Source organism: Streptomyces marokkonensis, from assembly GCF_008312835.1.
In the GTDB taxonomy this organism is placed as follows: Bacteria; Actinomycetota; Actinomycetes; order Streptomycetales; family Streptomycetaceae; genus Streptomyces; species Streptomyces marokkonensis_A.
The window spans coordinates 326880-353568 of sequence record NZ_VSKS01000006.1 but is presented as its reverse complement, the minus strand read 5'-3'; the positions used below and the strand labels follow the sequence as shown (position 1 = coordinate 353568).

General features: G+C 73.9%; 24 protein-coding genes. 11 read left to right on the top strand and 13 right to left on the bottom strand.

Translation table 11 applies throughout. From position 1 onward, the window contains the following. The first annotated feature begins 60 nt into the window (after positions 1-60). The 3 genes from F1615_RS13820 to F1615_RS13810 all read left to right on the top strand — a co-directional run bounded on the left by F1615_RS13820 (position 61) and on the right by F1615_RS13810 (position 3656). Complete coding sequence (locus tag F1615_RS13820) at positions 61-933, top strand: universal stress protein (RefSeq protein WP_149549233.1); 873 nt, start codon at positions 61-63, stop codon at positions 931-933. 103 nt (positions 934-1036) lie between these two features. Further along, complete coding sequence (locus F1615_RS13815) at positions 1037-2518, top strand: AAA family ATPase (protein WP_149549281.1); 1482 nt, start codon at positions 1037-1039, stop codon at positions 2516-2518. 91 nt (positions 2519-2609) lie between these two features. Continuing rightward, positions 2610-3656, top strand: coding sequence for an alcohol dehydrogenase catalytic domain-containing protein (locus tag F1615_RS13810; protein WP_149549232.1), 1047 nt, complete (start codon positions 2610-2612; stop codon positions 3654-3656). A 37-nt stretch (positions 3657-3693) separates the two neighbouring features. Here the strand turns inward: F1615_RS13810 and F1615_RS13805 are convergent, their stop codons facing one another. Genes F1615_RS13805 through acsA form a run of 5 tightly spaced genes read right to left on the bottom strand, consistent with a single transcriptional unit; the run spans position 3694 to position 9182 of the window. After that, on the bottom strand, positions 3694-3939 hold the full coding sequence (locus F1615_RS13805; RefSeq protein WP_149549231.1) for an acyl carrier protein: 246 nt from the start codon (positions 3937-3939) through the stop codon (positions 3694-3696). Then, on the bottom strand, positions 3936-5312 hold the full coding sequence (locus tag F1615_RS13800) for a dihydrolipoamide acetyltransferase family protein (protein WP_149549230.1): 1377 nt from the start codon (positions 5310-5312) through the stop codon (positions 3936-3938). Before F1615_RS13800 ends, F1615_RS13805 begins: the two co-directional genes overlap by 4 nt. 2 nt (positions 5313-5314) lie before the next feature. Continuing rightward, positions 5315-6307, bottom strand: a complete 993-nt coding sequence (locus F1615_RS13795) for an alpha-ketoacid dehydrogenase subunit beta (RefSeq protein WP_149549229.1) — start codon at positions 6305-6307, stop codon at positions 5315-5317. Further along, the gene (gene pdhA / locus F1615_RS13790) at positions 6304-7395 is read right to left on the bottom strand and encodes a pyruvate dehydrogenase (acetyl-transferring) E1 component subunit alpha (protein WP_149549228.1); all 1092 of its coding nucleotides are present in this window, start codon (positions 7393-7395) and stop codon (positions 6304-6306) included. Before pdhA ends, F1615_RS13795 begins: the two co-directional genes overlap by 4 nt. Continuing rightward, a complete protein-coding gene (gene acsA, locus F1615_RS13785; protein WP_149549227.1) occupies positions 7392-9182 on the bottom strand; it encodes an acetate--CoA ligase in 1791 nt (596 codons plus the stop codon). Before acsA ends, pdhA begins: the two co-directional genes overlap by 4 nt. Before the next feature lie 315 nt (positions 9183-9497). On the opposite strand from acsA, the gene F1615_RS13780 reads away from it, so the two are divergent. Continuing rightward, positions 9498-10382 (top strand): universal stress protein, encoded by an 885-nt coding sequence (locus F1615_RS13780; RefSeq protein ID WP_149549226.1) that lies wholly within the window; start codon positions 9498-9500, stop codon positions 10380-10382. A gap of 23 nt (positions 10383-10405) precedes the next feature. Here the strand turns inward: F1615_RS13780 and F1615_RS13775 are convergent, their stop codons facing one another. The 3 genes from F1615_RS13775 to F1615_RS13765 all read right to left on the bottom strand — a co-directional run bounded on the left by F1615_RS13775 (position 10406) and on the right by F1615_RS13765 (position 12509). Then, a complete protein-coding gene (locus tag F1615_RS13775; RefSeq protein WP_149549225.1) occupies positions 10406-10660 on the bottom strand; it encodes a LapA family protein in 255 nt (84 codons plus the stop codon). A gap of 66 nt (positions 10661-10726) precedes the next feature. After that, positions 10727-11608 (bottom strand): universal stress protein, encoded by an 882-nt coding sequence (locus tag F1615_RS13770; RefSeq protein ID WP_149549224.1) that lies wholly within the window; start codon positions 11606-11608, stop codon positions 10727-10729. A gap of 19 nt (positions 11609-11627) precedes the next feature. After that, the gene (locus F1615_RS13765; protein ID WP_149549223.1) at positions 11628-12509 is read right to left on the bottom strand and encodes a universal stress protein; all 882 of its coding nucleotides are present in this window, start codon (positions 12507-12509) and stop codon (positions 11628-11630) included. Between the two features lie 284 nt (positions 12510-12793). On the opposite strand from F1615_RS13765, the gene F1615_RS13760 reads away from it, so the two are divergent. From F1615_RS13760 to F1615_RS13745, 4 genes are all read left to right on the top strand, one after another. Next, on the top strand, positions 12794-13615 hold the full coding sequence (locus F1615_RS13760; protein WP_149549222.1) for a universal stress protein: 822 nt from the start codon (positions 12794-12796) through the stop codon (positions 13613-13615). A gap of 147 nt (positions 13616-13762) precedes the next feature. Continuing rightward, a complete protein-coding gene (locus F1615_RS13755) occupies positions 13763-14632 on the top strand; it encodes a universal stress protein (RefSeq protein WP_149549280.1) in 870 nt (289 codons plus the stop codon). 56 nt (positions 14633-14688) lie between these two features. Then, a complete protein-coding gene (locus F1615_RS13750; protein WP_149549221.1) occupies positions 14689-17088 on the top strand; it encodes a glycoside hydrolase family 65 protein in 2400 nt (799 codons plus the stop codon). An 81-nt stretch (positions 17089-17169) separates the two neighbouring features. Further along, positions 17170-17667, top strand: a complete 498-nt coding sequence (locus F1615_RS13745) for a flavodoxin domain-containing protein (protein WP_149549220.1) — start codon at positions 17170-17172, stop codon at positions 17665-17667. A gap of 60 nt (positions 17668-17727) precedes the next feature. Here the strand turns inward: F1615_RS13745 and F1615_RS13740 are convergent, their stop codons facing one another. Both F1615_RS13740 and F1615_RS13735 read right to left on the bottom strand, forming a co-directional pair. Continuing rightward, positions 17728-20007 (bottom strand): heavy metal translocating P-type ATPase, encoded by a 2280-nt coding sequence (locus F1615_RS13740; RefSeq protein ID WP_149549279.1) that lies wholly within the window; start codon positions 20005-20007, stop codon positions 17728-17730. 310 nt (positions 20008-20317) lie between these two features. Then, positions 20318-21205: a universal stress protein gene (locus tag F1615_RS13735; protein WP_149549219.1), complete on the bottom strand. Its 888-nt coding sequence runs from the start codon at positions 21203-21205 to the stop codon at positions 20318-20320. A 425-nt stretch (positions 21206-21630) separates the two neighbouring features. Here F1615_RS13735 and F1615_RS13730 point away from each other — a divergent pair, with 425 nt between their 5' ends. Both F1615_RS13730 and adhP read left to right on the top strand, forming a co-directional pair. Beyond that, complete coding sequence (locus F1615_RS13730; protein WP_149549218.1) at positions 21631-22536, top strand: universal stress protein; 906 nt, start codon at positions 21631-21633, stop codon at positions 22534-22536. A gap of 33 nt (positions 22537-22569) precedes the next feature. Then, on the top strand, positions 22570-23592 hold the full coding sequence (adhP, locus tag F1615_RS13725) for an alcohol dehydrogenase AdhP (protein WP_149549217.1): 1023 nt from the start codon (positions 22570-22572) through the stop codon (positions 23590-23592). Between the two features lie 56 nt (positions 23593-23648). On the opposite strand, the gene heR is transcribed toward adhP, so the two are convergent. The 3 genes from heR to F1615_RS13710 form a co-directional block, all read right to left on the bottom strand. Further along, entirely contained in the window at positions 23649-24431 is a 783-nt protein-coding gene (gene heR, locus F1615_RS13720) for a heliorhodopsin HeR (protein ID WP_244328719.1), read from the bottom strand. A 119-nt stretch (positions 24432-24550) separates the two neighbouring features. Further along, entirely contained in the window at positions 24551-25324 is a 774-nt protein-coding gene (locus F1615_RS13715; RefSeq protein WP_149549216.1) for an ANTAR domain-containing protein, read from the bottom strand. A 100-nt stretch (positions 25325-25424) separates the two neighbouring features. Next, the gene (locus F1615_RS13710) at positions 25425-25889 is read right to left on the bottom strand and encodes an Asp23/Gls24 family envelope stress response protein (RefSeq protein WP_149549215.1); all 465 of its coding nucleotides are present in this window, start codon (positions 25887-25889) and stop codon (positions 25425-25427) included. Between the two features lie 450 nt (positions 25890-26339). Here F1615_RS13710 and F1615_RS13705 point away from each other — a divergent pair, with 450 nt between their 5' ends. Next, positions 26340-26687 carry an alpha-amylase gene (locus F1615_RS13705; protein WP_341873437.1) on the top strand — a complete coding sequence of 116 codons (348 nt, stop codon included), beginning with the start codon at positions 26340-26342 and terminating at the stop codon, positions 26685-26687. Positions 26688-26689 lie beyond the last annotated feature (2 nt).

Sequence of the window (26689 nt, the reverse complement as noted above, 5' to 3'; positions counted from 1 at the left end):
GCGGCACCGCGCGGTCTGCCGACGCCCTGTCCAGTTTCTTACGAGACGGAGGCGGACGCCATGGAACCAGTGATCACCGTCGGCCTCGACGGCTCACCGGAGAGTCTCGCGGCCGCCCGCTGGGCCGCGGACGAGGCCGAGTACCGCGGGTTCACCCTGCGCCTGCTGCACGCGTGGCCCATGCTCGCGCCGGAACCCACCCGGGTGACCTCCGAGGTCGACCAGAACTACTGGGCGAGGCGGCTGGTGCACAACGCCGAGGCGGAACTCCGAAAGCGCCATCCCGGTCTGACCGTCGTCGTCGGCCTGGTCGCCGACGAGGCCCAGGACGCGCTGCTGCACGCGGCGTCGGAGTCCGCCATGACCGTGCTCGGTTCGCGAGGACTGGAGCTCGTCGAGAGCTACTTCCTCGGCGACATCGGCATGTCCGTCGCGGCGCGCTCGGAGCGGCCGGTGGTCCTGGTCCGTGCCGGAACCCGTGCCCAGGCGCCGCCTGCCGTACCCGAGCGGGCGAACGACGTCGTGGTCGCGCTGAAGCTGCACGGCCCCTGCGACGACCTGCTCGACTTCGCCTTCGCCGCCGCCGCGGCGCGGAACGTGCCGGTGCGGGCCGTCCACGGACATGGCCTGCCCGTGCACGCCTACGTCCCCTGGGGGGTCGACCACGACGTCGCCGACGGCATCGCGCAGGACGCCAGGAAGCAGCTGGACCAGGTCCTTCACCCCTGGCGCGTGAAGCACCCCGGGGTCGAGGTGGCCGACACCATCGGACTGGAAAGCCCCGCCAGGGCGGTTCTGCGGGCCGCCGACAGTGCCGGGGTGCTGGTCGTCGGCCGGCGCAGGCACCGCCTTCCGGCACCGCGTCTGGGCCCCGTCGCCCAGGCCGCCCTCCACCACGCCCGCTGCCCCGTCGCCGTCGTCCCCCATGACTGAGCCGCGGGACCCGGGGGAAGCGACGCCGGCCGCGCACCGGACCGACGCGTCCGTACTCCGTCCGGGCCCCGGCCCCGACAGCGCGGCGTTTGCGCGCGCGGAGCTGCACGAGACGCACACCGCGATCGTGCTCCTCTTCGGCGATCACGCCTACAAGATCAAGAAACCGGTCGACCTGCGCTTCCTGGACTACACCACGGTGGCGGCCCGCCGGGCCGCCTGCGCCCAGGAGGTGGCCCTCAACCGCCGTTTCGCCGAGGACGTCTACCTGGGCCTGGGGGAGATCCACCTGCCGCACACGGACACGGCCGAACCCCTCGTCGTGATGCGCCGCATGCCGGCGGACCGACGCCTGTCCCGGCTGGTCCGGGAGGGAGCCGGCGTCGACGACGTCCTGCGGGCGGTGGCCCGGCAGCTCGCCGCCCGCCACGCCGACGCGCGCCGCGGCCCGGAGGTGGACGCGCAAGGCACCCGCGACGCGCTCTCCTCCCGGTGGGAAGCGAGCTTCGCCCAGGTCCGCGCGCTGTCCGACGAGGTCCCCCTGCCCGACGGCGTCGACGAGGCCGAGCGGCTGGTACGCCGCTATCTCACCGGTCGGGAACGTCTGTTCGACGCGCGGGTCCGGGAGGGACGGATCGTCGACGGCCACGGCGATCTGCTCGCCGAGGACGTCTTCTGCCTCGACGACGGCCCCCGCATCCTGGACTGCCTGGAGTTCGACGACCGCCTCCGCTTCGTCGACGGCCTCGACGACGCCGCCTTCCTCGCCATGGACCTGGAGCAGCTCGGCGTCCCGGAATCCGCGGCCTCCTTCCTCGCCCGCTACAGCGAGTACTCGGGCGACCCCGCGCCCCCTTCCCTCTGGCACCACTACGTGGCCTACCGGGCGTTCGTCCGCGCCAAGGTCTCCCTGATCCAGTCACGTCAGGGAGCGGCGGGCGCGCAGGGGGCGTCCCGGCGGCTGGTCGCGGCGGCACTGCGGCACCTGCGCACCTCGGCCGTCGGTCTGACGCTGGTGGGCGGGCTGCCCGGCAGCGGGAAGTCGACGCTAGCCGGTGCCCTGGCCGACCGTCTGGGCGTCACCCTGCTCAGCAGCGACCGCCTCCGCAAGGAACTGGCCGGCATCCCCGCGGAACAGCCCGCGGCGGCCGGCTACCGCGAGGGCCTGTACACACCGGAGTGGACCGCCAGGACCTATGCCGCCCTGCTGGACCGCGCGTCCACCCTGCTCGCGTCGGGCGAATCCGTCGTCCTGGACGCCACCTGGTCCGGCGCCCGACAGCGCGAAGGGGCCCTGCGCACGGCCGAACGCGCCGGCGCCGACCTGGTGGCCCTGCACTGCCAGGTCCCCGGCGACGTCTCGGCGGCCCGCCTCACCTCACGCACCCCCGGAGCGTCGGCGTCGGATGCCGGCCTCGCCGTCGCCACCGCCATGGCGGCCGAGGAGCCGCCGTGGCCCGAGGCCCACGCGGTGGACACCGGCGGCCCCCTGGAATCCGCGGTGGCGCAGGCGCTGGCGGTCCTGCGCCCCTGGGGCACCGGCCAGGTCCCGGTCTTCCGCCGTCCCTACATGGAGCCGGACTGATCCGGGAGGCGCGGCAGTGGCACTCCGCCGTGTTGCCCGCGAGGCCCCCGGGGGCGACGGTGGAGGTGAGACGGCGACCGAGGGAGTCACCATGCGAGGACTCGTCTACCACGGGCCTGCACAGACCTCATGGGACACCGTCCCCGACCCCGTGATCGAGGACGACACCGACGCGATCGTGCGCGTCGACGCGACCACCGTCTGCGGAAGCGACCTGCACATCCGGCGGGGCGACCTCCCCGACGTGAAGCCGGGGACGGTCCTCGGCCACGAGGCCGTCGGCGAGGTGGTGGAAGTCGGCCGCGGAGTGAACACCCGGCGTCCCGGACACCAGGTGATCGTGTCGTCCGTGTCGGCCTGCGGACACTGCCCGTTGTGCCGCGACGCCCTGTACGGGCAGTGCCGCGGCGGCGGCGGATGGCTTCTGGGCAACATGATCAACGGCACGCAGGCCGAGTTCGTCCGTGTTCCCTTCGCCGACCACTCCACGCACCGGCGGCCCCCGTACCTCTCCCTCGACGACGCGGTCCTGCTGGCCGAGCTCCTGCCCACGGCGTACGAGGTCGGGGTGCGCAACGGTCACGTGGGGCCGGGGGACACCGTCGTCGTGGTGGGCGCGGGTCCCGTGGGGCTGGCCGCCGTCGTGATCTCCCGTCTCTACTCGCCCCGCCGGATCGTCGCGGTGGACCTGTCGCCGTCCCGGCTGGCGGCCGCCGCCCGGATGGGCGCCGACTCCGCCGAACTGCCCGGAGCGATGGTCGCCGACATGTCCGAGGGAGCGGGCGCCGACGTCGTCATCGAGGCCGCGGGCGATCCGGAGAGCTTCCTCCTGGCCACACGCGTGGTGCGCGCGGGCGGACGCATCGCCAACGTCGGCATGCACGGCAAACCGGCCACCCTGCACCTCGAGGACCTGTGGCGGAAGAACCTGACGATCAGCACCGGTCAGGTCGACACCTCCTCGACGCCCTGGCTGCTCGACCTGCTGGCCTACGGACGTCTCACGGTCTTCCCGCTCGTCACCCACCGGTTCGCCCTCGAGCACATGGAGGACGCCTACGCGGTCTTCGCACGCGGACCGGAGACCGGTGCACTCAAGGTCGTGCTCCACCGCGAGCTGCCGGAACCGCCCCCGTAGCCGGCCCCCGGTGGCGCCGGGGGGACGGCCCCACCGTTCACGTCACGTGGGCGACGAGGAAGTCGGCGCTGCCGGACAGCGTGGTGAGCTCCGGCGCGTCCGCGTCGTCGATCCGCACGCCGGTGCGCTCGCCGAGGATCTCGAGGTAGGAGAGGAAGTCCAGGGAGTCCATCTCGAGCGTGTCCCGGAAGGTGTCCTCGGGGCCCAGCGCGGCCAGGTCGGCATCCGGCACGACCTGGGTGATCGACTCCTTGACCGCGTTCAGTGCGTCGGCTCGGTTCACAGCTTCTCCGGTTTCTGCAGCAGACGGTCCACGGCGGAGAGGTAGCGGGCCCCGACGGCGCCGTCCGTCGCCCGGTGGTCCGCCGACAGGGTGACGGTGACGACGGGCCGCACGCCGAGCAGTCCGCCGACGGCCCACGGCCGGTCGACGACCCGTCCGAAGCCGACCAGAGCCACCTGCGGCGGATGGACGACGCCGAACACGGTCTCCACGCCCTGGTCGCCCAGGTTGGTGACCGTGAGGGTGGCGCCGGACACCTCGGAACCCCGCAGCCTGCCCGTGCGGGCGCGGGTGACCAGGTCCTTGAGCGCACTCATCAGCGCGGGCGGGCCGAGCGTGTCGGCCCGGTGCAGAACGGGGGCGACGAGCCCCCCGCCGCGCAGGGAGACCGCCACGCCGAGATGGACGCCCTCGCCCGGGGTGAACCCGTCGTCGGCCCAGAAGCCGTTGAGCTCGGGCACCTCGCGCGCCGCGACGGCGGCCGCCCTGAGCAGCAGGGCCGCCGGGAGCAGCCGTTCGGGCAGGGGAGCGCGCCGGTTGTGGTCGTGCAGCCAGTCCGTCGCGGCCGCCAGGTCGACGGTGGTGGACAGGTAGTAGTGCGGGATGTCCCGGTTGGCGCGGGCCATGAGACGTGCGATCGCCTGACGCATGCCCGGTGCCTGCTCCCCCGGAGGGTGGGAAGCCGGAACCGCGGCGGGGGTCCGGCGCTGTGGCGGGTGAGCGGCGGCCTGCCGGGACGCCGCCCCGCTCACGTCCCTGGCGCGCACGGCCGCGTCCCTGCCGGTGCCGGTCACCTCGGACAGGCCGATGCCCAGCTCGGCGGCGAGCCGGCGGGCGCGAGGGGTGGCCCGTACGCGCGCCGGCCTGGACGCGGTCGCCGCCGCCCGCTCGATGTCGGCCCGGGTGACACGCCCCGCCGGTCCGCTCCCGTGCACGGACCCGGGATCGACGCCGCTCTGCTCCGCGAGGCGCCGGATCAACGGTCCCGCCTCGACGGGTCCGTGCTCGGGGGCCCCGGACGCCACCGGCGTGCGGGCCGGGGCGGCCCCGGCGGCCGTGGCGGGTGCCGCCCGCTCGGGAGCGGGCGGGACCCGTGGTTCCTCCCGGGGCCCGCCGGCTTCCTCCTCGCGCGGTCCCGCCGCGGAGTCGATCAGCGCGAGCGGCGTGCCCACGGGTACGGTCGTGCCCGGCTCGACGAGCTGCCGCCCCATCGCTCCGCTCTCGAAGCACTCCACCTCGATCGTGGATTTGGCGGTTTCGACGACCGCGACCGGATCGCCCCTGCGGACGGGGTCGCCGGGCCCCACCAGCCATTCCACGAGTGTGCCCTCGTCCATGTCGGCGCCGAGTGACGGCATGGTGAACTCGGCCATGATCAGTCCACCGCCCGGTGCGCGGCGGCGACGATGTCGGCGGTCTGCGGCAGGGCCGCCTCCTCGAGCTGCCGGGCATACGGAATGGGCACCTCGGCACTGCAGACCCGTTCGACGGGGGCGTCCAGCTCGTAGAACGACTCCTCGGCGATCCGGGCGGACACCTCGGCGGCGATGCTCCCCGTGCGCCACGCCTCGTCGACGACCACCGCGCGGTGGGTACGGCCCACGGACACGGCGAGGGTCGTGCCGTCCAGGGGACGCAGCGTACGCAGGTCGACCACCTCCGCGTCGATGCCGTCGGCGGCCAGCTCGTCCGCCGCCGCGAGCGCCTTGGGCAGCGAACCCCCGTAGGTGATCAGGGAGATGTCGGTGCCGGGCCTGCGGATCGCCGCGCGGTCCAGCCCCACGGGCCCGGCCGCCGGGCCGAGTTCACCGGCGGCGTTGTACAGGCTGCCGTGTTCGAAGATCACCACCGGGTCGGGGTCGGCCAGCGCCGGGGCGAGCACATGGCGTGCGTCCTCGAGCGTCGCCGGGGCGAGCACGCGGATGCCGGGGATGTGCGCGTAGAAGCTCTCCAGACTGTGCGAGTGCTGCGCGGCGAGCTGCCGTCCCGCGCCCGTCGTCATGCGGATCACCAGGGGCACGGGCAGCTGACCGCCCGACATGTGCAGCAGCGTGGCGGCGTTGTTGAGGATCTGGTCGAGGGCCAGCAGGCTGAAGTTGACGGTCATGATCTCGACGACGGGCCGCATCCCGGCCAGTGCCGCGCCGATGCCGGCGCCCACGAACGCGGACTCCGAGAGCGGGGTGTCCCGAACGCGGTCCGGACCGAACTCCTCGAGCAACCCGAGACTGACGCCGAAACAACCGCCGTACCTGCCCACGTCCTCGCCCATGAGGAAGACCCGTTCGTCGGAGCGCAGGGCCTCCCGCAGGGCCTCGCGCATCGCCTCCCGGTACGTCGTCCCCGTCCCTCGCGTGGCGGTGCTCACGGCCGGCTCACCTCGCCGGACGGTGCGCTGGTGACGTGGCGGAGCAGGTCCTCGACCGGCTCCTCGGGAGCCCGCTCGGCCGCCGTCACGGCGTGGTCGATCTCGTCGGCGAGCCGCTGCTCCGTCCGGGCCAGCTCCTCGTCGTCCAGTTCGCCGTCGCCGCGCAGGCGTTCCGTGAGCCGGGCGATCGGGTCCTGCGACTTCCACTGCGCTATCTCCGCCTTGTCGCGATAGCGGTCCGGGTCGTACATCGAGTGGGCGCGGAAGCGGTAGGTGCGCAGCTCAAGGAAGTGCGGACCGGCACCCGCCCTGATGCCCCCGACGGCCCGCCGGGCGGCCTGCTCCACGGCTTCGACGTCCATGCCGTCCACGGCCCAGGCGGGCATGCCGTAGGAGGCGGCGCGCATCGCCAGGTCGGTCTGCGCGTGCTCCCGGGCGAGCGCGGTGCCCATGGCGTACAGGTTGTTCTCGCAGACCAGCAGCAGGGGGAGGTTCCACAGGGCGGCGAGGTTCGCAGTCTCGTGGAACTCGCCTTCGGCGAAGGCCCCGTCGCCGAAGAAGCAGCAGGTGACGCCGGGCAGGCCGCGCATCCGGTCGGCGAGGGCGAGACCGGCGGCCAGGGGAAGCCCCCCGGCGACGATCGCGCTGCCGCCGTAGAACCGGCGGCTCGCGTCGAACAGGTGCATGGACCCGCCCCGTCCGCCGCTGCAGCCGGTCGCCTTGCCGTGCATCTCGGCCATGACGGCCTCCGGCGTGAGGCCGCGGGCCAGCGCGTGACCGTGCTCGCGGTAGGTGGAGACGACCGCGTCCTCGGGTTCCAGGGCACTGCTGACGCCGACGGCGACAGCCTCCTCGCCGATGTAGAGGTGGACGAAGCCCCGGATCCTGGCGGCGCTGTACAGCTCGACGCACCGCTCCTCGAAGCGCCGGATGCGCAGCATCGCCTCCAGCAGGTCCGTCCGGTGCCCGGCCTCCGGCCGGCCGGCCGGAGGCGGACCGGCGCCGGCCCTCGTGGTGGCGGCCTTCCGTCCGGGCTTCGCCGCCGACGGCTCCTTGCGCGGACGGGTGGTGGGCCGGGACGCGCTCATGCGGTTCCCTCCAAGGTCGACAGGTCGCCGGTGGGCAGGCCGAGTTCACGCGCCCGCAGCAGCCGGCGCATCACCTTGCCGCTGCGGGTCCTGGGCAGGTTCTGGTCGAACGCGATCTCCCTCGGCGTGACGGCCGGTCCCAGCCGCCGACGGGCGAAGGCGAGCAGCTCGCGTTGCAGACCGGGGGACGGTTCGACGCCGGGGCGCAGCGACACGAAGGCCTTGACGATGTTTCCGGCCACGGGGTCCGGCCGTCCGATCACTCCGGCCTCCGCGACGGCCGGGTGCTCCATCAGCGCGCTCTCCACCTCGAACGGGCCGATCAGATGACCCGCCGACTTGATCACGTCGTCGGCGCGCCCCACGAACCAGTACCAGCCGTCCGCGTCCCGCCGCACCAGGTCGCCGGTCAGATACCAGCCGTCGGCGAAGGCGGCGTCGTAGCGCTCCTCGTCGTGCAGATAGGCGCGGAACATCGACGGCCAGCCGGGACGCAGCGCCAGCTCCCCCTCCTCGCCGGGGCTCTCCACCTCCGTGACCCGGCCGCCCGCGACCAGCGCCCGGCCGTCCTCACCGGTCCTCAGCACCGTCGCCTCGACGCCGGGCAGCGGCCGGCCCATCGAGCCGGGCCGGATGTCGCAGGCCGCGTAATTCGCGATCATGATGCAGCCGGTCTCCGTCTGCCACCAGTTGTCGTGCACGGGCAGACCCAGCACGTCCAGCCCCCACAGAACGGCCTCCGGATTGAGGGGCTCCCCGACGGAGGCGATGAGGCGCAGGGCCGACAGGTCGTAGGAGCGCGGCAGGTCGTAGGGCCCCTGACGCGGGGTCGCGCGCATGAGCATGCGCAGCGCGGTGGGCGCCGTGTACCAGACGGTGACCCGCTGCTCGCCGAGGATCCGGTACCAGCGGCGGGCGTCGTAGTCGCCCTCGTCGACGATCACCGTCACACCGTGCACCAGCGGGGCGATGACGCCGTACGACATGCCGGTGACCCAGCCGGGGTCCGCGGTGCACCAGTACACGTCCTCGGGGTGCAGGTCCAGCGCGTACGCGGCCGTGACGTAGTGGGCGACCACCGCCTCGTGGACATGCACGGCGCCCTTGGGAGCGCCGGTGGTGCCGCTGGTGAAGTGCAGCAGGGCCATGTCGCCGGGAGAGGTCGGCGGGATCGTGAAGGTGTCCGCGGCGGCGGCCGTCAGCTCGTCGAAGGAGGCGGTGCCGGGCAGGTCCCCGGCGCCGGGCCCGACGATCAGGACGTGTTCCAGTGCGGGCAGCGCGTCCCGGCGGTCGGCCACCTTCTTCCGGTAGAGGGTCGCCGTGGTCACCAGAACCCGGGCGTCCCCGAGACGCAGCCGCTGCTCCACCGGATCGGGGCCGAACGCGGAGAACAGCGGACACAGCACGTCGGCGTTCTTCAGCGTGCCGAGCACCGTGGTGTAGAGCTCGGGGCAGCGGCCGAGGAGCGTGAACACCCGCTCGCCGCGGCCGACGCCGAGTGCCCGCAGCACGTTCGCGAAGCGGGCCGTGCGCCTGGCGAGTCCGGCGTACGTGACCTCGGTGACGGAGTCGTCCCGGGCGATACACCGCAGTGCGGCCTTGTCCGCACGGTCCGAGGCCGCGTGCCGGTCGACCGCCTCGTACGCGATGTTCAGCCCGCCGCCGGGCAGGCCCGCCAGCGCGCGGCGCGCCTCGGCCCAGCTGAACGTCGAGCGGGCCCGTCCGTAGTCGGGGAGACGGGGTGGGACGACCGGTTCGATGTCCTTGTGGATCGTTTCCCAGTCCATAAGGTGCTCCTCGCGGCACTCCCCTGATGTCCAGGGTCGCGGAGCGTCGCGCCGGCCGCACGTCGGCCCGGGGCCGTGGGCGGGCGGTGGCGGCGCGGGTGGAGCCGAGGGCCGCCCGCTTCTTGCGGGCCCTCATTGCACGGTGCGCGGTTTCGCTCCGCTTCTCCGTGTCTGCTGTGGCCCTCGGCTCCCTTCCATGACACCGCGGCGCGACCGCCGGCCGTAGGGCCGGACGGCCCGGCCGGGGAGGGCCGGACGGCCTGTTCCGGCGGAGAATGGCGGGCAGTGCGAGGAGTGAGGAAGGCGGTGGGCGCCATGGCCCCGTTGCCCCTGGTCGTGGGCGTCGACGGATCGGGCCCCGGTCTCCTGGCGGTCGACTGGGCCGTGGACGAGGCGGCCCGGCACCATCTGCCGCTGCGCCTCGTGCACGCGTCCCTCTGGGCGGCCTACGACGGCGCCGTGCCCCCGCCCGGCGGACCACCCTCCGCGCGTGCGACGGCCGAGCACGTCGTCGCCACGGCCGCCGGGCGTGCTCGCCGGCGCGACCCGCGGATCGAGGTCTCCACCGCGGTCCTCCCCGAGGACGCCGCCCGTGCCCTGCTGCGCGCAGGCGACAGCGCGGCGTTCCTGGTAGTGGGATCGCGGGGCCGCGGCACGGTGAAGGGACTGCTCCTGGGCTCGGTCGGGCTCGCCGTGGCGGCGCGGGCGCGCTGCCCTGTGATCGTGGTGCGGGGCGACCCGGCCGGTCTGGCCGGTACCCACGAACGGATCCTGCTCGGCGCGGGGGACCCCGGCACGAGCGGTGAGGCGGCGCGCTTCGCGTTCCGCGAGGCCGAGGCCCGCGGATGCGCGCTGGACGTCGTACGTGCCTGGCGCTGCCCGGCGTACGAGACCCTCGACCACCCGGCGCCGGCCGGAGAACCGGAGCGTCGGCACAAGGAGCGGGCCTCCGCCCTGCTCGACGCGGCGCTCCGCGAGCCGATCGCGGCCCACCCGGGCGTCCGGGTCCGCCGTGCGACGGTCGAGGGCCCGGCCTCGAAGGTCCTCGTGCTGCGGTCCGCCGCCGCCGACCTCGTCGTCGTCGGCGCACGGCGGCACCGCGGTCACGCCGGCCTCCAGCTCGGCCGGGCGAGCCACACCCTGCTCCACCACGCCGAGTGCCCGGTGGCGGTGGTACCCGAGGTGTCCCGGCCCGCGTGAGGCGGGCGGGGCCCGGCGGTGCGCTACCGGCGGGCGCGCCGGTGGGCGATGAGCAGGCCGATGGCCGTGCCCACGAGGAGCGTGACCGTGAGGACGCTCCACAGGGGGAGCGTGACGGTCGGGACCCACAGCCTGATGGTGACCGAGTCGGTGTTGGCGGCGATGAACCAGATGGCCAGGGCCGCGAGCAGCACGACGCCGATCGTGCGCAGCCTGACGTCCCGTCCCTTGACCGTTACGGTCGGCGGACCGTACGCGTGTGAGGCATTTTTCGCCATAACGCCCATTATCGGTCGCCGGGGGTGCGGCGGCGACTCGCGGACCGTCTCCCGCCGGCGCGACCGCTATGCCCGGCCGTCCCGGACCACCGCGACGGGACACCGCGCGTGGTGCAGGACGCCCTGACTCACCGACCCCAGCAGCAGGCCCGCGAAGCCGCCCCTGCCCCGCGCGCCGACGACGAGGAGCCGCGCGTCCGCGCTCGCCCCGACGAGAGTGCGGCGCACGCGGCCGACGACCGGCCGGCGCTCCACGGCGACGTCCGGATACCGCTGCTCCTGTCCGGCCAGCGCCCCCTCGAGCACGCGTTCCGCGTGCTCACGCAAGTGGCTCCGGTCATACGTGACGAAGGGCGGATCCGCCGGACCGTCGTAGGCGTCCGCGCTTCCGGGCCGGCACACGTGCACGGCCGTGAGGGCAGCGCCGTGGAGACGGGCCTCGGCGAAGGCGAACCGGACGGCCGGGGCGCTGGCGGGCGCGTCGTCGGCCGCCAGCAGCACCGCGCCGCCGGGCGCGGCCCGTCCCCGCAGGACCAGCACCGGGCAGAGGCCGTGCGCGGCGAGCTGCCCGGCGGTCGAACCGAGCAGCAGTCCGCCGACGGCGCTGTGGCCGTGGCTGCCGACCACCACGAGCGAGGCCGTCCTCGAGGCGAATACCAGCACCGTCGACGGATCACCCACGACGACATCCCGGGCGATGTCCACGTCCGGGCCCGTGTGCCGGGCCCGCCGCTCGGCCTCGGCCAGGGTGCCGTCGACCAGTTCGCGCACTCCCGCCGAGGCCGGGTTCCACGGCGGCCCGGCGGGCGGCACGTGCGGGGACTGCTGTCCGAAGGCGTGCACCAGCCGCAGGCCCACGCCCCGGAGCGCGGCCTCGCGGGCCGCCGCCCCGACCGCCTCCAGACTCGACGGAGACCCGTCCACCCCCACCACCACAGGCTGTTCCATGACGACGCTCCCCGCGCGGCTAGGGCTCTCGTGGGTGGGGGACGGTGATGAGGGGGCACTGTGCGTGGTGCAGGACGCCCTGGCTGACGGATCCCAGCAGCATGCCGCGGAAGCCGCCGTGTCCGCGCGTGCCGACCACCAGGCCGAGCGCGTGGGCTGAGGCCTTGGTCAGTTCCTGCACCGGGTGGCCCCTCACGACCTCGTGGTGGAGCTCCACCTCGGGACGCGCCGCGGTGCGTCCGGCCACCGTCTCGGACAGCAGGCGGCGGCACTCCTCGAGCGCCGCGTCCTCGTCCAGGACACCGAGCAGGGGGGTGTGCCGGATGTGGAGCGCGCGCAGGGACGCGCCGCGCAGGGAGGCCTCCTCGAAGGCGAGGTCGACGGCGGCGGCGGAGTGGGGGCTGCCGTCGACGCCGACGACGAAGTACGGCGGCTGCCGGGTGGTGTGCTCCGCCTCCCGTACGACGACGACGGGGCAGGCGGCGTGGGCGGTCAGCGGCAGCGCGACCGCAGCCGAGCCGAACAGCTCACGTGCGGCACCGAGATGCCAGGAGCCGACCACCACCTGGGTGGCGTGCCGGGAGTGCTCGGCCAGCACCCAGGCGGGATGGCCCTCGGCCAGGACCAGCGAGGTGTCCACGTCCGGGCAACGCGTGCCGACGAACGCGGCGGCGCGCTCGAGTACGTCGTTGCCGGCGGCGTGCAGGTCGTCGCGCCACTTCACCCACGAGGGCGGGGTGCCCTCCAGCCGGAATCCGGGCAGCGGTGTGCCCTGCGCGCACACGAGCGTCAGGGGAAGGCGGCGCCGGTCCGCCTCGTCCGCGGCCCAGGCGAGAGCCGCCCGCTTGTCCGGATCGGGATCGACACCGATCACGATCGGCCCGCGTCCGTCGGCGTGCATGGCCAACACCTCCAGCGTTCCTGCCGTACGACGACCAAGCCGCTCATCGCCCACCCCGCGCCGGACGCCCTGTGCGACCAGAGTGGGCCGTGGACGGCATCTCAAACGTGGGCGGGAGCCGGGCCGCCCGGCTAGGCGTCGGTACGGCGGACGGCGCGCGGGAGGGCCGGCCGGTGGCATGGCGGCGGCCCCCGTTCCGTACGAAGCTGGGAGGGACCGTGCAGGCCCGCCGAGGCGCGGCAGCGGGAACGACGTGGAACCCGGCGGGAGAGGAGACACGGGCGGTGACCATTCCCCTGGTGGTCGGGGTCGACGGGTCCGAGGCGAGCCTGGAGGCAGTGGACTGGGCCGCGGAAGAGGCGATGCGGCACGACGTGCCGCTCCGTCTCCTGCACGCGGCGGCAGCCGACGGCGAGGCGGCCGACGTCATCGATGCCGCCGCCGGGCGAGCCCGGACGACCGCTCCCACCGTGTCGCTGTCGAGCCGGGTGCTGCACGAGGACGCGGCCGTCGGCCTGGCCGGCGAGGGACGCAACGCCCTGGCGCTGGTCCTCGGGTCGAGAGGGCTCGGGGGCCTGCCCGGCATGCTCCTCGGTTCGGTCGGTCTGGCCGTGGCGGCGCGAGCCGACTGCCCGGTGGTCGTGGTGCGCGGTGCGGCGGAACACCGGCACGGGAGGTTCGGGACGGTCGTCGTCGGCGTCGAGGAGGGGGAGGGCAGCGGCACGGCGGTGGAGTTCGCGCTGCGCGAGGCCCGGGTGCGGAGCTGCCGGCTGGTGGCGGTGCACGCCTGGGGCCCCTCGGCCGGTGCCCTCACCACGCCCCAGGCCCCGTCCTGGTACGCCCTCGAGTCCCACCGGCGTCCACCGGCGCGGGTACTCGACGACGCGCTGCGCGACCCGCTGGAGCGGTACCGGGACGCGACGGTGGGCCGGAGGGTGATCCGGGGACCGGCGCGCCAGGCCCTGCTGGAGGCGGCGGCCGACGCGGACCTGCTGGTCGTCGGCGCGCGCAGACGAAAGGGCCACTGGGGTCTGCAACTAGGCCTGACCAGTCACGCGGTGCTGCACCACGCGCCGTGCCCGGTCGCGGTCGTGCCCCAGATCTGACGCGGGCGGCCGGTCGGTACCGGCGGGGCGGAAAAGCCCGGGAACCGCGTCCGGAGGTCGCGGCGGACGGTGGGTGGTGCGACGGTGAGTGCAGAGAGCCTCGCGGGCCGCAGGACGGAAGCGCAGGACAGGAAGGCGGTGGCGACCATGGATCTCCCGCTGGTGGTGGGGGTCGACGGTTCCGGTCCCAGCCTCGATGCGGTGGACTGGGCGGTGGAGGAGGCGGCGCGGCACGGGCTGCCTCTGAGGCTCGTTCACGCCTCGCTGTGGGAACGGTACGAGGGCAGCGTTCCGTCCTTCGGACGGCAGCGCCCGGCGCAGGAGGTCCTCGCCCAGCACATCGTCGCCTCCGGCTCGGAACGGGCCCGGCAGCGCCGTCCGGAGGTCCAGGTGTCGAGTGACGTGATGCCCGACGACCCGGTGTCGGCGCTGCTCGCGGCCGGACACGAGGCGTCTTTCCTGGTCACGGGTTCCCGCGGGCGCGGCGAACTGGCCGGACTGACCCTCGGTTCGGTCGGTCTCGGGGTGGCGGCGCGCGCGACGTGCCCGGTCGTCGTGGTCCGCGGCGGCGAGCGGAACCGGGCGGGCGGCTTCGGGCGGGTGGTGATCGGGGTGGGTGACCTGCCGCACTGCCTGGGCGCGGTGCGCTTCGCCTTCCGCGAGGCCGCGGTGCGCGGCTCGGCCCTGCGGGCTGTGCGGGCCTGGCGCAGTCCCGCTGGGCACGCGACCCCCCGGACGGCGGACGACGGCACGTCCGCGCCCGAGGAACGGGCGTCCGCCGGGCTGACCGAGGGGTTGCGCGAAGCGGTGCGCGAACACCCGGACGTCGATGTGCACAGGACACCGGTCGAGGGCCCCGCCCACGAGGTCCTGCTGGAGGCGTCGGCCGGTGCCGACCTGATCGTGGTCGGCGCCCTGCGGCAGCACGGTCACTTCGGCCTCCAGCTCGGCAGGGTCGCCCACACCTTGCTGCACCACGCCGAGTGCCCGGTCGCTGTCGTGCCCCAACGGGTCTGAGCCCACGAGGGGCGCCTGCGTGCGCGGTTCGGCGAGGAGAAGGGCGAGGGCGGCCGATGTCGGAGTGGACATGGGAGTACGAGGGGTACGACCCCGCCGCCGAGCCGCTGCGGGAATCGCTCTGCACGCTCGGCAACGGCTACTTCGCCACCCGGGGTGCGATTCCCGAGTGCCGGCCGGGCCTGGTGCACTGCCCGGGCACCTACGCCGCCGGGTGCTACAACCGCCTGGAATCGACCGTGGTGGGACGCGACGTCGTCAACGAGGACATGGTCAACCTGCCGAACTGGCTGCCGCTCCGATTCCGCCTGCGGTCGCCGGACGGCGTCCTGGGCCCGTGGCTCACCCCGGACTCCGCGGCGCTGCTCGACCACCGGCAGGTCCTCGACCTGCGCCGCGCCGTGCTCGTGCGGACCTCGCGCTACCGGGACGAGGCCGGGAGAGTGCTCCAGGTGGAACAGACCCGGCTGGTGCACATGGGGGACCCGCACCTGGCGGCGCTGCGGACGGTGCTCACCGCCGGGGACTGGTCGGGGGACGTCGAGATCGAGTCGTCCCTCGACGGGGACGTGATCAACGCCAATGTCCACCGTTACCGGTCCCTCAACCGCCGCCACCTGGCCCGCGTACGGTCCGGCGGACGGGAGCCCGGCACGGTGTGGCTGCACTGCCGGACCAGTTCCTCCGACATCGGCATCGCCATGGCGGCCCGGAGCGTCACCGTGGCCCCGCCCGCCACGTCCTCGCAGCTGCGGCCCGGCCGGCGCCGCGCGACCCACCGCATGGTGGTGCCGCTCGCCCCGGGCAGGCCCGTCGAGGTGGAGAAGACCGTCGCGTTGCACACCTCCCGCGACACCGCGATCAGCGACCCGCTCGGCGCGGCCGTCGACCGGGTGACCGCGGCACCCGGCTTCTCCGCCCTGCTGCTCTCCCACACCGCGGCCTGGCAGCGGTTGTGGCGGCGGTCGGACATCCGCATCCCCGGCCAGGCGGGCCGCATCCTGCGCCTGCACCTGTTCCACGTGCTGCAGACGCTCTCCCCGCACACCGCCGATCTGGACGTCGGCGTGCCGGCCCGGGGGCTGCACGGCGAGGCGTACCGCGGACACGTGTTCTGGGACGAGCTGTTCGTCCTCCCGTATCTGAACCTGCACTTCCCCGAGGTCTCCCGGGCCCTGCTGACCTACCGTCACCGGCGCCTCGGCCGGGCCTGCCGGGCGGCCGAGGCCATCGGCCGGGCCGGGGCCATGTACCCGTGGCAGAGCGGCAGCGACGGCCGCGAGGAGACGCAGGAGCTGCACCTCAACCCTCGCTCGGGCCGCTGGCTGCCGGACAACTCCCGGCTGCAGCACCACGTCGGCTCGGCGGTCGCCTACAACATCTGGCGGTACTGCGAGGCCACCGGCGACACCGAGTTCCTGTTCACCAAGGGCGCCGAGATGCTGGTGCAGATCGCCCGCTTCTGGGCGGACGGCGCGGTCCTGGACGCCACGGCGGGCCGTTACCGCATCCGCGGCGTCGTCGGCCCCGACGAGTACCACGACGGTTACCCCGGCGCCGACCGGCCGGGACTGGACGACAACACGTACACCAACGTCACCGCCGCCTGGGTCATCGCCCGTGCCCTGGACCTCCTGCGCCGCCTTCCTGCCTGGCGCCGGCGGGAGCTGTTCGAGCGCATCCGGCTGGACCCGGCCGAACTCCCGAAGTGGGAGGAGGTCTCCCGGCGGCTGCACGTGCCGTACCACCAGGGCGTCATCAGCCAGTTCGAAGGGTACGGCGACCTGGCCGAGCTGGACTGGGACGCCTACCGGGCCCGGTACGACAGCATCCGCCGGCTGGATCGGCTCCTGGAGGCCGAGGGCGACACGGTCAACCGCTACAAGGCGTCCAAGCAGGCGGACGTCCTCATGCTCGGGCACCTCTTCCCGCCCGCCGAGTTGCACGGCCTGTTCCGGCGCCTCGGACACCACCTGGACGACGAGCTGTGGAGCAGAACCGTCGACTACTACCTGCGCCGCACCAGCCACGGCTCCACCCTCAGCGAACTCGTGCACGCCTGGGTCCTCGCCCGGGTGAGGCGGGCCGAGGCGTGGGAGTATTTCCACGAGGCCCTGGAGGCGGACATCACCGACATCCAGGGCGGCACGACCGGCGAGGGCATCCACCTGGGCGCCATGGCGGGCACCCTCGACCTGGTCCAGCGCTGCCTGACGGGGCTGGAGACCCGCGGGGACGCCCTGGCGCTGGACCCGGTGCCGTTGCCGGCCCTGTCGGAATACGGCTTCGCACTGAGCCACCGCGGTCACTCGGGCATCAGCCTGCGGTGCCACAGCGGCCGGCTGGAGCTCGCCGTACCGGACTCGGAGGAGTCACCGGTCCGCGTGGTCCTGGCCGACCGGGCCGTCACCGTCGCCCCCGGAGAGACCTGCACGCTCCAGCTGCCGACGAGCTGAGGCACGCCCCGCCGGCGGGAGGCGGCCGGGGCCGCGAGGTTGTCCACCGAACGCGCACGCTGTGAGAGGAGGCGGACCGCCATGCCGAAGAACGTGCTGGTCGCCTACGGAACAACGAACGGATCGACGGCGGAGATCGCCGAAACCGTCGCCGGGGTCTTGAGCAAGGAGGGGCTGACGGCCGAAGCACGTGCCGCCGGCTCCGTGCCGAGTGTCGCGTCGTACGACGCGGTCGTGGTCGGCGGCGGACTGTACGCCGGCCGCTGGCACCGCGACGCCCGCCGCTTCGTCCGCCGCCACGGCGAGGACCTCGCCGCACGTCCGCTGTGGCTCTTCAGCAGCGGACCACTCGACGCCTCCGCGTCGGAGCGGGACATCCCGCCCGTGCCGTGGGTGCGGAAGGCCGTGGTGCGCCTCGACGCGCGCGACCACGTCACCTTCGGCGGCTGCCTGAAGGAGGGGGCGAAGGGCTGGGTCGCGCGGATGATCGTCCGTCAGGGGAAGGGCGGGGACTACCGCGACTTCGGCCGGATCGAGGCGTGGGCCGCGCGCATCGGCCAGGAGCTGACGAACGGCTGACCGGCCGCGCGGCCGGGGCCCGCGCCGCGCGGGCCCCGCGTCTCCGGGTGGCGGGCACCGTCAGGGAGCCAGGGAGAAGTAGTTCTCCTCCTCCTGCGTGAAGTGCAGCCGCAGCACGGTGTGCAGCCCGTACAGGCAGGCGCGCAGGTCCTCGAACTGCTCGGGCTCCAGCGCGCCCCGGGCCTCGGCGAGTGCCAGGTGGGCGGCCACGCGCCCGGAGAGCCGTTCGATCTCGGCGTGCGCGCGGCTCATGGTCGCCGTCGTCTCGGGGCCGCCGAGCGTGCGTTCGAGCGCCGGATAGAGCTGGTGCTCCTCCGCGTACTCGTGCGGCAGCAGCCGCTCGGTGAGCAGCCGGTTCACCTCACGCACCGCCTCCAGGGCCTGCCCGTCCCGTGCGGACGCCGAGAGCGTGGCCGCGGCGTCCCGCACCGCCTGCAGCACGTCCTGCAGGTCCTCGTGTTCGGCGGCGAAACGGTGGATCAGGGCCTCGGCGGCGGGTTCCAGGGCGGGCCGCGCACTGTGATCCACACGCAGGGCGCGCAGCGCGTTGAGGATGACCGCCACGTCGATCCCCTCCTGCAGCAGGGCACCGACCGCCGGCGGCAGCAGTCCCGCGGCGGCCGCTCCCATGGCCGCCAGGGACAGCAGCATGCCGCCGAGCGCGCTCTGCACGGCGATGCGGCGGGCCCGCACGGCGATCGACGTGGCGTCGGCCAGCCGGTCCACCCGGTCCGTGGTGAGGACGATGTCCGCGGCCTCGGAGGACGCGGTGGAACCCCGCGCGCCCATCGCCACGCCGACGTCCGCTGCGGCGAGCGCGGGAGCGTCGTTCACACCGTCACCGACCATGACCGTGACGGCGTTCCGGCGTTCCGCCCGCACCTCGGCCACCTTGTCCGCCGGAGTGAGTTCGGCCCGTACCCCGTCGAGCCCCAGGACGGCGGCGATCTCGCGAGCGGGTTCGGGCCGGTCGCCGGTGAGCATCACGATCCGCCCGATCCCGGCCGTACGGAGCCGCCGCAGGGCCCGGGGCGCGTCCGGGCGCAGCGGATCGCGCAGCAGGACGGCCCCCACGGGACCGCCGTCGACGGTGACCCACGCGACGGCGGCGCCGTCCAGCAGCGCCCGGTTCTCCGCCTCCCGCGCCCAGTCCGGGACCGCCGCGCCGGGATCCAGGCGGCCGACGGTGGTCCTGCGGCCCCCGACCACCCCGTACGCGCCCCTGCCGGCCTCTTCCGACACGTCCGTCGCCACCGACGGCTCCAGTCCGCGCTCCCGGGCCGCGTCGACGATGGCGTGGGCCAGGACATGGGGTGAGTACTGGTCCACCGTGGCCGCCAGCCGCAGCACCTCGGCGGGCTGCCGGCCGGGGGCGGCGATCACGTCGAGAACGCGCGGGCGGCCACCGGTGAGGGTGCCGGTCTTGTCCAGCAGCAGCGTCCGGGCCCGGCCCAGCCGCTCCAGGGCGCCACCGTCACGGACCACCACACCCAGCCGCGACGCCCGGGACAGCCCCGAGACGATCGCCACCGGGGCGGCGAGCAGCAGCGGGCAGGGCGTGGCGACCACGAGGACCGCGACAGCCCGCACGGCGGAGCCGCTGAGCAGCCAGGCCAGCCCCGCGATCACCAGCGAGAGCGGAAGGAACCACGCCGCGTAGCGGTCGGCCAGGCGGACGACGGGGGCCGCCTCGGCGCCCGCCTGCCGGGCCAGCCGCACGATTCCGGCGTAGGTGCTGTCCTGTTCGGTCGCCGTCGCCCGCACCTCGAAGACGCCGCCCGCGTTGACGACTCCGCTGCGGACCGTCTGCCCGGCCACCCGCTCCACCGGTGCCGACTCGCCCGTGAGCACCGACTCGTCGAGGACCGCCGCCGGCCCCACCACCTGCCCGTCGACGGGGACGACCTCGCCCGCGCCCACGACGAGCAGATCACCCACGGCGACCTCGGCGAGGGGGACCTGGCGGACCTCGGTGCCGGTGCGACGACGGGCGGTACGGGGAGCGTGCGCGAGCAGCGCGCGCAGATCGTGGGAGGCACGGCGTTGGGCGGCGGCCTCCAGCGTGCGGCCGGTGGCCAGCATCAGGCCGATCAGCGCGCCGGCGAGATACTCGCCGACGGCCAGGGTGCCGCCGAGTGCCAGCACCGCGATGAGGTCCACGCCGGCGTGATGGCGCCGCAGGGCGACCAGCACCCAGCCGACCGCGGGTGCCACGGCGGCGACCGTTCCCAGCGCCCAGCACAGGTCGGCCGCGTCCGCGTGACCCAGCAGCCGGAGGACGCCTCCCGCCGCCAGCGCCGAGGCCGTCACGGCCAGGAGAGCGGGTTCGACCCAGGACATCGCCGTCCGTGTCGCGGCGGGTGCGGGCGCCGGCTGGTCCCGGGTGGCCCGTTCGATGTGACTCATGGCGGTCCTCACCGTCGGCAGGTTCGCGGCGGGGAGCACGACGGGACGTCCGGCCGGCCGGACCCCGGTCCGACCGTCCGGGTGCTCCCCGTGCCCTGCGTCCAGCATCCGATGGCGCGCCGGACGGATCCAGGGCCGCACGGCCCCACGCTTCCCCCCGCGCCGCCCGGCTCACCACGGCGGGGCTCCGTCCCCGCCCCCGCGCGGCGACCGGCCGCGGCCCCCGCCCGGTACCCGGTGGTCATCAGTGAGGTGCGTCCGTTCCCCGCACCACGGCGACAGGGCAGTGCGCGTGGTGCAGCAGGGACTGACTGACGGATCCCAGCAGCAGGCCGGCGAAGCCGCCGCGCCCCCGCGCCCCCACCACGATCAGCTGGGCGGTCCGGCTCGCCCCGATCATCGTCTCGCGGGTGCGGCCGTGCACCACCCTGTGCTCCACCACGACATCCGGATGCCGCTCCCGATGCCCGGCCAGCGCCTCCGACAGCAGGCGTTCCTCCTCCTTCCCGAGCTCACCCGCCGGACTCGCGTACGGCTCGGACGGGTCCTGCGGGGCCGGCAGCGGCGCGTTCCACGTGGTCCAGGCGTGCAGGGCGACCAGGGGGCTTCCGCGCAGCTCGGCCTCCGTGAGGGCGAAGTCCACGGCTCTGTCTCCCGCGGCCGAGCCGTCGACGCCCACCACGACCGGCCCGTCCGAGCGGGCTTCCTCCCGTACGACCAGCACGGGGCAGCGGGCGTGTGCCGCGAGGTGCACCGCCGTCGACCCGACCACGAGCCCGACGAAGCCACCCATCCCGCGGGACCCGACGACCACCAGTTGGGCGGAACGCGACTGCGCCTCCAGCACCGTCAGCGGGTCACCCGTCATGACCGCGTGGGACACCTCCACCCCCGGCGCCGCCGCCCGGGCGCGCTCCACCGCCTCCGCCACGAGCCGCTCGACCATGTTCCGTATCCCGCCCTCCGGGGGGCCCAGGGGGGAGGGGCCGACGGGGACATGGAGCGCGGGCCAGAGGAAGGCGTGCACCACTCTCAGCCCGGCCCTCCGCAGCCGGGCCTCCCGCGCGGCCGCCTCCGCCGCGGCGAGACCCGCCGCCGAGCCGTCCACGCCGACGATCACCAGACCACCCACGGTGCCTCCCGCGTCCAGAGCGCTCCTGCCTGCCCTCCCAGACTCACCCCGGCGGTGCCGGGCCGCCACGGGACCGCGGCCCGCCGCCGCCCGCACGGCGCGGGCGAGGGGCCGTACGGTCCGGCCGGGCGCCGGACGGCCACGTTCGCCGACCACCACGTCGTCCACGCCGTGGTGCTCATCGCCCTGGCCGTCACCTCCGCGGGCGACACCCCGGGCCTCGGACGCCTTGTGGGCCCGGCTCTCGTTCGTGCGCGGGATGGCTGCGCTGAACGCCTTCGCTGCGGCGGGTCCGCCGACGGGCCCGCCGCAGCGGCGCGCCGGTGGGGCCGGTCGGGCCACGACGGGGGACCAGGAGCCCCTGCCGCCGGAAGCCGCCGGACGAGACGCTTGGACCGCACCATCCGATACAGGAGGAGGCCACCATGGCCCGCACGATCACCGTAGGACTCGACGGCTCGGCCGAGAGCCGGGCCGCTGCCGAATGGGCGGCCCGTGAGGCGGAGCTGCGAGGCCTGCCGGTCAGGCTGGTCCACGTGTGGCAGCCGGTACCGGAGCCGATCGCCCAGGCCCCGCTCCTGGGCTCGGAGACGCAGCAGGACTGGACCGAGCGGATCCCCCGCGAGACCGCGGAGGGCCTGGGTCTGCGTCACCCCGGGGTCGAGGTGCGCACCGAGCACCGCTCCGGGACACCTTCCGACATCCTCGTGGAGGCCGCTCGTGACGCGGAGTTGCTGGTACTCGGATCCCGTGCGCTGAGCGGGCTGGGTGGATTCCTGGTGGGGTCCGTCGGGCAGTCCGTGATCGCCCGGACCGAGGTGCCCGTGGTCCTGGTGCGCGCCGGGGAACAGGCCGCCGACGAACACGTGCCTGACCCCGCCGGCGTCCCGTCCGCCGCCACCGCGTTCCGGCCCGTCGTGCTCGGTCTGGACACCGGCGGCCCCGACGACACCGTCATCGACTTCGCCTTCCAGGAGGCACAGCGCCGCGCCACGGACCTGCACGTCGTACAGGCCTGGAACGCGTCGCCCTACTCCGTCTACACCGTGGGATCGGGCTTCGAGCCCCATGAGGAGTTCGCCCGCGAGAGGGCCGCCGCACTCGCCGGGGCACTGCGTCCCTGGCGGCAGAAGTACCCGGAGGTGCGGGTCGTGGAGGTCTCCCGCCCGGGCAGCGCCGCCCCCCTCCTGGTCGACGCCTCCCGTGACGCCTCCCTCGTGGTCGTGGGCCGGCGCGTGCGCCGCAGCCCCTTCGGCGCCCACATCGGTGCCGTCACCCACGCGGTGCTGCACCACTCCACCGCCCCCGTCGCCGTCGTCGCACACGACTGACGCGCGCCACCACAGGAAAGAAGCGAGGACATCATGAAGGCAGCGGTCGTCAGGGAGTTCGGCAAGCCCCTGGTCATCGAGGAGCGTCCCGACCCCGAGCCCGGACCGGGACAGGTCCGCGTCCGCGTCGAGGCGTCCGGGCTGTGCCACACCGACATCCACGCCGCGCACGGCGACTGGCCCGTCAAGCCCGTCCCGCCGTTCGTGCCCGGCCACGAGGGCGTCGGCATCGTCGAGAAGCTCGGCGACGGCGTCACCCACCTCGCGGTGGGACAGCGGGTGGCCGTGCCGTGGCTCGGCAGCGCGTGCGGGCGGTGCGAGCACTGCCTGTCCGGCTGGGAGACGCTCTGCGAGAGCCAGGTCAACACCGGCTACGGCTGCGACGGCGGGTACGCGGAGAAGATGCTCGCCCGCGCCGACTTCGCCCAGGTGGTGCCCGACGGCGTCAGCGCCGTGGACGCCGCCCCGCTGACCTGCGCGGGTGTCACCACCTACAAGGCCCTGAAGGTCGCCGATGTCCGGCCCGCCCAGCTCGTCGCCATCTCCGGCGTCGGCGGACTGGGCCACCTGGCGGTGCAGTACGCGAAGATCGCCGGCGCGACCGTCGCCGCCATCGACGTCACCGACGACAAGCTCGAACTCGCCCGGGAGCTGGGCGCCGACATCCTCATCGACGCCCGCACCCAGGACGTCGGCGCGGAACTGAAGCGGCACGGGGGCGCCCACGCCGCCCTCGCCCTCGCCGTGAACCCGGCCGCCTTCGAAGCCGTGAACTCGGGTCTGCGACGGGGCGGGAAGCTCGTCATGGTCGCCCTGCCCGCCCACGGCACCATCCAGGTCCCGATCTTCGACACCGTACTCAACGGCACCTCGGTGATCGGTTCCATCGTCGGCACCCGCCAGGACCTCGCCGAGGTCTTCCAGCTCCACGCGGCCGGCCGGACGAAGGTCATCCAGGAGACCCGCCCGCTCAGTGCCGTCAACGAATCCATCGACGAGGTCCTGCGCGGTCAGGTGAAGGCCCGCATCGTCTTCGACCTCGGCGCGGAGGACTGACGGGGAGGAGGCCACCCGGCTCGACCGCCCCTGCGACCTGGCAGTTCTCAGCGAGCTCAGCCGGCCAGCGAGCCACTGAAGATCTGCCAGGCCAGGAGCGACTTCGCCACGAGGCTGAGAACCAGGTAGGCCTTCTCGCCGTACGCGTAGTCGGACCACCGGCCGACTTCGCGGTACTGGAGCCACTGGTTGAGACCGAAGCTGAAGAAGAGGGCGGCCTGGACGAGGACGATGCCGTACACGAAACCGGGGACGGTGTCGGCCGCGGCGATGTTGTAGGCGATCGAGACCCACGGCGTCACGCCGACCAGCGTCCCGAACCAGAACGGGAGCATCGTGGTCACCGTCCGCCCCGGCGGGTTCATGACCTCCTGGACCCAGCCGAAGAGGATCATCCCGATGTTGGCGCCGGCGACGGCGATGACGGCGTTGAGGCCGGTGATGCCCGAGTAGAAGCCGATGAGGAGCACCATCAGGGTCGCGCTCAGCGCGTACTCCAGCCACCGGAAACGGTTGATGCCGCGCCGGAGGTCGCGTTCGTAGGTGCCGCGGCACACCGTCGCCGTCAGCAGGTGGTCCAGTGCGGCGAGGGCGAGGAAGACGGCGACGGCCCAGCCGATCGGCACGTCGAACAACGGTTCGGGTGCGGGCGCCCTCGTCCCCGGTGTCCCCTCGGGAACGGAGGAGGTGACGGTGATCGAGAAGCGTCCGGCGAGGAGGACGATCACCACGGCCTGGACCAGGTGCAGCAGTGTGAGCCCCAGGTTCCACGAGCGGAGCCCGGTGAGCCGTTCGGCGGTGACACCGGTGGCCACCGGTGTGCCGTCCTCTCTTCTCACGGTTCCTCCCGTGGCCGACGCCGCAGTACCTCTGCATCGTCCCGCCGGTCCGGGCCGCAGGCACGGCAGTCACGCCGCCGCCCCGCCGGAAGTCGCCTGAACGGCGCCGGGTGTGGGCCTCACCGGACGTCCGGCAGCAGGGGGCCGGTGCGTTCGGCGGCCGCCCTGCCGACGAGGGCGGCCGCCACGTCCCGCAGCTTGACGTTGGTGCGCTGGGATATGCCGACCAGGATGTGGAAGGCGTCGTCCGGGGCGCACCGGCGTTCGGCTCCGACGATGCCGATGGCCTGGTCGATCACGGCGCGTGACGTGAGGGCCTTGCGCAGTTGCTCGGTCTCCGCCTCCAGATGCTGCAGGCGCCGGCGGTCCTTCTCGGCGTGGGCCAGGTAGCGGGCGAACCGGTGCTGTGCCTGAGCCCGGGGCGCGGTGGGGGTGTCGGTCTGTTCGTGGGCCTCGTGCACCCGCCGCAGTCGCACGTGGACGTCCGTGACGTCCTCGACGTGGTGGACGAGTCCGGTGACCTCCCCGTCCCGGCCGAGGACGGGACTGTTGACCGGGCTCCAGTACTTCTCCCGGAAGCCGGTCGCGGACCGCTTGCAGGGGATGTCGTACTTCTGGACGGGCATGGTGTCCGAGACGCGCTCGCGAAGGGCTCGCTGCAGTGAGGCCCCGAGGTTGGCCACGCCGTCCGCGTGCGGGTCGTGCGGGTTGTCCGGGAAGGCGTCGAACACGTGCCGGCCGATCAGTTCGTCGCGCTCCCGCCACGTGGCCGCGGCGTAGGCGGGGTTGACGTCCCTGATGACCAGGCTCGTGTCCAGGATCAGCAGGGGGGCGGGCGAGGCGAGGAACGCGGCCTCGAAATCGACGGGACCAGGGGCGACGTGCGACGACATGCCGCTGCTTCTACCCGGCCGGCCGGAGCCCGACACCCGGCGCGCCCGCGGTCCTGGCCCCGGTGCACCGGGGCCAGGACCGCGGGCCCGGGACGTCAGGTCACGTCACGCGCCGCTCGTCCTCCGGCTCTTCCTCACCGGGCAGGTGGACGTCGTTCACGGCGATGTTCACTTCCACGACTTCCAGGCCGGTCATCCGTTCGATCTCGTTGATGACGTTGGCGCGTATGTCCCCCGCCGTGTCCGTGATCGAGGCGTCGTACTCGATGACCACTTGCAGGTCGACAGCCGCCTGGCGCTCCCCGACCTCCACACTCACTCCCCGGGTGACGCCGCTCCCGCCGCCGGGCACGCGCTCGCGCATCGCCCCGAACGCACGGGCCATCCCGCCTCCCAGGTTGTGGACCTCGGGGATCTCACGGGCGGCCATGCCCGCGATCTTCGCCACGACACTGTCCGCCACGGTGGTGTTCCCGCGCTGCCCCGGGGGAACGTCGACCCCTCGGCGTCCTTGCAGGGTCGTCCCCTTCTTCGTGGTGTCGGGGCGATTCGAAGTCTCCGTCATGACGGTCACCTCGCGATTGTGGGTGCGGGCTCGGTGGATGTGCTGCCCCCCAGCCAACTGTAGTGCGGAGTGACACATGGGACTAACTGTGGCGAATGGGACGCCTTCTGCTTCAGGTCCCCCCGGAGGGCGATCGCTTTCGGTCTCGTCGCGGACGCGCCACTCGACGCGGACATGTCTTCACGTGTCAACGGCTGTGGACCCGGTGACAGGGGGTAGGACCTGCCGCTTCATCTGCCGGTAACCTCGCCCGCTCATGCGGTCGACCGGCCGGCCGAGGTCGGCGCGGATGCGGTGAACCGTCAAGTGTGGCTGTTGTCCTGCGTGTTCGCTCGACTGCGGCGACCCATCGTTGATTTCGCAAGTTGCTGAAACTTGCCGCAAAATCTTTCAGTCCGCATCGCGTGTCCGTACGCTGAGGCCGTCTGTTCATCTTGTGAAGGGGAGAGCATGATGAAACGGTTGGCGTGTTCAACCTTTGTTGCCATCGTGATGGCCGCCCTGGCCGTAGTGGTACCCGGCGCCTCGGCCCACGCGGGGTCACAGGAGGCCGCGGGCAGCCGGCTCGCCGCACCCGGGTGCGTGCGGTTCAGTCCGGGCTGGCGCTATACGTTCGTCACCAACGACTGCTCCGTGACCCACACACTGACGGTCGTGTACCGCGACGGCACCGACGTCCCCTGCCGGGTGGCGCCTCCAGGAGCCGTGATCACCTTTCCCGGGTACGGAACGCTCGGCAACGAGGTCCTGGGCGTGATCCTGTGCGACACCGGCGAGGGGACGCCCGGCGGGCCGTGAGG

Bases quoted from the DNA above. Each gene is read 5' to 3' on its own strand.
- F1615_RS13820 (WP_149549233.1), top strand. From the start codon at position 61: ATGGAACCAGTGATCACCGTCGGCCTCGACGGCTCACCGGAGAGTCTC.
- F1615_RS13810 (WP_149549232.1), top strand. From the start codon at position 2,610: ATGCGAGGACTCGTCTACCACGGGCCTGCACAGACCTCATGGGACACC.
- F1615_RS13800 (WP_149549230.1), bottom strand. From the start codon at position 5,312: ATGGCCGAGTTCACCATGCCGTCACTCGGCGCCGACATGGACGAGGGC.
- pdhA (WP_149549228.1), bottom strand. From the start codon at position 7,395: ATGAGCGCGTCCCGGCCCACCACCCGTCCGCGCAAGGAGCCGTCGGCG.
- acsA (WP_149549227.1), bottom strand. From the start codon at position 9,182: ATGGACTGGGAAACGATCCACAAGGACATCGAACCGGTCGTCCCACCC.
- F1615_RS13780 (WP_149549226.1), top strand. From the start codon at position 9,498: ATGGCCCCGTTGCCCCTGGTCGTGGGCGTCGACGGATCGGGCCCCGGT.
- F1615_RS13775 (WP_149549225.1), bottom strand. From the start codon at position 10,660: ATGGCGAAAAATGCCTCACACGCGTACGGTCCGCCGACCGTAACGGTC.
- F1615_RS13770 (WP_149549224.1), bottom strand. From the start codon at position 11,608: ATGGAACAGCCTGTGGTGGTGGGGGTGGACGGGTCTCCGTCGAGTCTG.
- F1615_RS13765 (WP_149549223.1), bottom strand. From the start codon at position 12,509: ATGCACGCCGACGGACGCGGGCCGATCGTGATCGGTGTCGATCCCGAT.
- F1615_RS13755 (WP_149549280.1), top strand. From the start codon at position 13,763: ATGGATCTCCCGCTGGTGGTGGGGGTCGACGGTTCCGGTCCCAGCCTC.
- F1615_RS13750 (WP_149549221.1), top strand. From the start codon at position 14,689: ATGTCGGAGTGGACATGGGAGTACGAGGGGTACGACCCCGCCGCCGAG.
- F1615_RS13745 (WP_149549220.1), top strand. From the start codon at position 17,170: ATGCCGAAGAACGTGCTGGTCGCCTACGGAACAACGAACGGATCGACG.
- F1615_RS13740 (WP_149549279.1), bottom strand. From the start codon at position 20,007: ATGTCCTGGGTCGAACCCGCTCTCCTGGCCGTGACGGCCTCGGCGCTG.
- F1615_RS13730 (WP_149549218.1), top strand. From the start codon at position 21,631: ATGGCCCGCACGATCACCGTAGGACTCGACGGCTCGGCCGAGAGCCGG.
- adhP (WP_149549217.1), top strand. From the start codon at position 22,570: ATGAAGGCAGCGGTCGTCAGGGAGTTCGGCAAGCCCCTGGTCATCGAG.
- F1615_RS13715 (WP_149549216.1), bottom strand. From the start codon at position 25,324: ATGTCGTCGCACGTCGCCCCTGGTCCCGTCGATTTCGAGGCCGCGTTC.
- F1615_RS13710 (WP_149549215.1), bottom strand. From the start codon at position 25,889: ATGACGGAGACTTCGAATCGCCCCGACACCACGAAGAAGGGGACGACC.
- F1615_RS13705 (WP_341873437.1), top strand. From the start codon at position 26,340: ATGATGAAACGGTTGGCGTGTTCAACCTTTGTTGCCATCGTGATGGCC.